Below are 3,962 nucleotides of genomic sequence, written 5' to 3' on the forward strand. Positions count from 1 at the left end.
GCACATGGCTCGGCCCGACCTTGCCCGACGAACAGGCCGACCCTGCCGACAGCGCCACGCCGGCGAGATCGAAGGCAATCTGCGCCGTCTCGGCTTTGACGCCGGGAATAGCGAAGAATGTCGTGTTGGCAAGCCTTTGCGCGCCATTTCCGAAGATTTCCGCGTCCGGCGCCAGGGTTTTTACCAGGACCTCGATCTCGTCGCGGCGCCGCGCCACCAAATCGATGTCGCGCAGACCGGCCAGCGCCTGACGCGCCGCCGCGCCGAAACCAGCGACGGCGGGGAGGTTTTCGGTGCCGGCGCGATGGCCCTTTTCCTGGCCGCCGCCGTTGATCAATGGCTTCGGCATCATCAGATCGGCCGCGGCGACGATGGCGCCGACGCCCTTGGGGCCGCCGATCTTGTGCGACGACAGGATAAGATAATCGGCGTAACCGGCTGACATATCGATCAGAATCCGCCCGGCCGCCTGCACGGCGTCGATCACCAGCACGCCACCCGCCGCCCTGACGATTTCGGCGATGCGCTCGACAGGCTGGATAACGCCGGTCTCATTGTTGGCGGCATGGATCGCGACCAGCGGCAGGCCGTCGCTCTTGTCGTGCGCGGCGAGAACCGCAGCCAGTTCATCGAGATCGGCGATTCCATTTCGATCGACGCCGATGCGGGTCATCTGCGCCGCTGGGAAGCGTCCACCGTTAAGAACGCAAGGGTGGTCTGCCGCCGAGACATAGAGTCGGCTCATGCGGACAGTGCCGCGTCCCATCTGCCAGTCCGGCGAAAGCAGGGTCGCGGCGGCTTCGGTCGCGCCCGACGTGAACACGACATGCGCGGCCTTGGCATTCACCAATGCAGCGACGTCGCGCCTTGCGTCCTCGATGAGGCGGCGCGCGGCGCGGCCCTCCGTGTGGACCGAGGACGGATTGGCGGCACCCAGCGCGGCAATCATCGCCGAGCGCGCCTCTTCAAGCAGCGGCGCGCTGGCGTTGTAGTCGAGATAGGCGCGAGTTGCGGCCATTTTCCTTCAATTGGTCCCGTCGAAAGCCATTCGCCAAGGGTAGCGCGTTATTTCCTTGAAATCGCAAGGCAAGCCGTCCTATTTACGCGGCTTGCGGAAAGGGCGGTCGAGCCAGCGGGTTTCGGCCACCCAGTTTTGAACAATTCTAAACTAGCTTCTAAGAAGACGCTTGCCCGGCGTCAAGGCCACAGAAGCTGGGGCCAGCGGAAGAGTTGTTCCGGGCTGAGCGCGTTCGTTTGCCACGTGGAGTATTTTATGCCTGAGGTCATTTTTGCCGGTCCGGCCGGTCGCCTGGAAGGTCGCTACCAGCCTTCCAAGGAAAAGAGCGCGCCGATCGCCATCGTGCTGCACCCGCACCCGCAGTTCGGCGGCACGATGAACAACAAGATCGTCTACGACCTCTTCTACATGTTCCAGAAGCGCGATTTTACCACGCTTCGCTTCAATTTCCGCGGCATCGGCCGCAGTCAGGGCGAGTTCGACCACGGCACCGGCGAATTGTCGGACGCGGCGGCGGCGCTGGACTGGGTGCAGTCGCTGCATCCGGATTCCAAGAGCTGCTGGGTCGCCGGCTATTCGTTCGGGTCGTGGATCGGCATGCAGTTGCTGATGCGCCGGCCGGAGATCGAGGGCTTCATCTCGATCGCGCCGCAGCCCAACACCTACGACTTCTCGTTCCTGGCGCCCTGCCCGTCGTCGGGCCTCATCATCCACGGCGACGCCGACAAGGTGGCGCCGCCCAAGGACGTGCAAGCGCTGGTCGACAAGCTGCATACCCAAAAGGGCATCACCATCACGCAGAAGACCTTGCCGGGCGCCAACCATTTCTTCGCCAATGACGCCGACCTTCTGCTGCAGGAATGCGCCGACTATCTCGACCGCAGGCTGGCGGGCGAGCTGGCCGATCCGAGGCCGAAGCGGCTGAGATAAAGCGTCTTATGGGTGGTCGGCGCTGAGCCGTCCGCTCTGCTTCGCCATCAATTCGCGGCGCCGGGCTGCGTTGGGCCATCCCAGCCGGAATGTCCTCTTGCGCTCCGGCCGTTGCGACGACGGCCGGCGGAAGATGAAACCCAGCCGGGCGAAGACCAGCCCCGTGGCGATCGCGAAAGCCAGCCCCAGTCCAAAGCCGGCAACCGTGTCGCTCGGATAATGAGCGCCGACGAATACGCGTGTCGAGGCAATGCAGGCGGTGACCGCCAGCGCGATGTACCAGCTCCTCGGGAAAAGCAGCAACAGAACGCCGAACACCGCGCCCATCGTCGTGGCATGGCCGGAGGGAAAGCCGGCAAAGCGCGCATCCATGGCGAACGGGTGCAGCGACAGCACCCCGAAATCGGTGAAATAAAGCGGCCGCGCCCGGCCGATGCCGTATTTCAGCAGATTGACCGCCAGGCCGGAGAGGCCGACGGCGCAAAGCACAAGGAAGGCGAAGCAGGTCCAGTTGTAGACGAAAAGCCGCGTTCGCCTGGACAGGCTGCGCCAATCCGTCAGATTGGCGGCGACGAGGCAAAGCGCTGCGGGAATGAGGTACCAGCCGCCGAGGCCGAAATCGGTGAAGAAGTCGGTGAAATGGACGAAGCCCGGCATCCACACCCCGCGCATCCTGCCGGCGGCGCTGTCCAGGCTGAAGAAGACCGCCGCCGCGAGCAGCAGCCAGGCAAACAGCCAGACCAGCCATGGAATCTCGGGATAGCGTGCCGCACGCACAGCAAAGCGCCTCTTCACGATGCGGATCGTGTCGAGGAAGTTGCCGAGCGAGCGACGGTAAAGCTTGGGCGGGCTAGAGAGCATGGCTGGGCGCGAGCTTATAGGGGCATTCGCGGGCCGACGCCATTCCTCACTTGGCCACCCGGTAGAGGCCGAGCGCCAGCTTGTCCCCCGACGAATAGTTGAGGCCGTCAATCTCGGCGAGACGGCTTGCCGATTTGCCCTGGACCGCCAGCAATTCGTTCAGCTTCTGCTCGTCCTTGACCGATGCCAGTCCAATCGCGCAGGCGGGATCGGCCAGCAGGTGCTTCGCGACGCCGTCGACATCGGTGAGCACGGTCCTGGTTCCGACCAGGAAGACGAGGCTCGGCTCATGGTACTGGGCGGAGGCGAGCACGGTGGTGTCGCATGGCCGGTTGGCGTCGACCGCGACCTTGATCGCCGGGCTTAGCCAGATCGGCCTCAGCGATGGCGCGATGACGCCGAACAGCAGCGAAAAGGTGATGCCGGCGCAGATGGCGATGGCCCCGATGCGGCCGAGCGGCACCTGCAGCTTGCGCGGGAAGGCCAGGTAACCGGCTGCCAGCGCGGCGAGCGCGGCGGGAATGCTCCACCACGAAAACGTCCTGGCGAGATAGATCGGCGCGCCGATGCAGACGACGGCAAGGCCTATGCTGACCACAGCAAGGCCGAAAGCGGTCGCCCACCACAGCCAGCTTTGCCAGCGCTTCAACGGTGCGTTGGCCTCCTCAGGCTTCAATGTCAGCAGCCAGCCGATCAGCAGCGCCATGCCGGGATAGGCCGGCATGACATAGTGCGGCAGCTTGGTCGGGATCGCCTCGAAGACCAGCCAGAACGGGATGTACCAGGCGAGGCAGAAGCGCAGGCGCGGGTCATCCCAGAAGCGGTTGATCGCCTGCAGCCCGGCGCCGACCGCGATCAGGCCGAACGGCCACATGAACAGCGAGTAGGTCAGCATGTAGAAGCCGGGCGGCAGGCCATGCGATTCCTCGCCCTGAGCTACCTTGGTCAGCATGTCCTTGCCGACCGCCTCCTGGAAAAAGGCGCCGCCGCTTTTCCAGCTGATCAGAAGTATCCAGGGCAGCACGATAGCGAGCACGATGGCGACGCCGCGAAGGATCTTCAGCTTGAGGAGCCAGCGCCAGTCGCGATCGAAGGCGAACAGCGCGGCGTCGCCATCGTGCTCGCTATCGTGCTGCCCTGGATACTTCTGATC

At 64.5% G+C, this 3,962-nt stretch carries 3 protein-coding genes and 1 pseudogene; 1 reads left to right on the plus strand and 3 read right to left on the minus strand.

The annotated features are described in order from the left end of the window. The coding region (locus EN780_RS29005) for a cysteine desulfurase family protein (RefSeq protein ID WP_133372756.1) at positions 1-1,018 on the minus strand (1,018 nt) is incomplete at its 3' end. Between the two features lie 255 nt (positions 1,019-1,273). On the opposite strand from EN780_RS29005, the gene EN780_RS29010 reads away from it, so the two are divergent. Next, the gene (locus tag EN780_RS29010) at positions 1,274-1,948 is read left to right on the plus strand and encodes an alpha/beta hydrolase (RefSeq protein ID WP_126054872.1); all 675 of its coding nucleotides are present in this window, start codon (positions 1,274-1,276) and stop codon (positions 1,946-1,948) included. Positions 1,949-1,954: 6 nt separating this feature from the next. Here the strand turns inward: EN780_RS29010 and EN780_RS29015 are convergent, their stop codons facing one another. After that, positions 1,955-2,809 (minus strand): phosphatase PAP2 family protein, encoded by an 855-nt coding sequence (locus EN780_RS29015; protein WP_128276003.1) that lies wholly within the window; start codon positions 2,807-2,809, stop codon positions 1,955-1,957. Between the two features lie 46 nt (positions 2,810-2,855). Further along, positions 2,856-3,962, minus strand: a pseudogene (locus EN780_RS29020) (glycosyltransferase family 39 protein); the annotation flags it as partial.

Source organism: Mesorhizobium sp. M4B.F.Ca.ET.089.01.1.1 (genome assembly GCF_004022605.1).
Classification (GTDB): Bacteria; Pseudomonadota; Alphaproteobacteria; order Rhizobiales; family Rhizobiaceae; genus Mesorhizobium; species Mesorhizobium abyssinicae.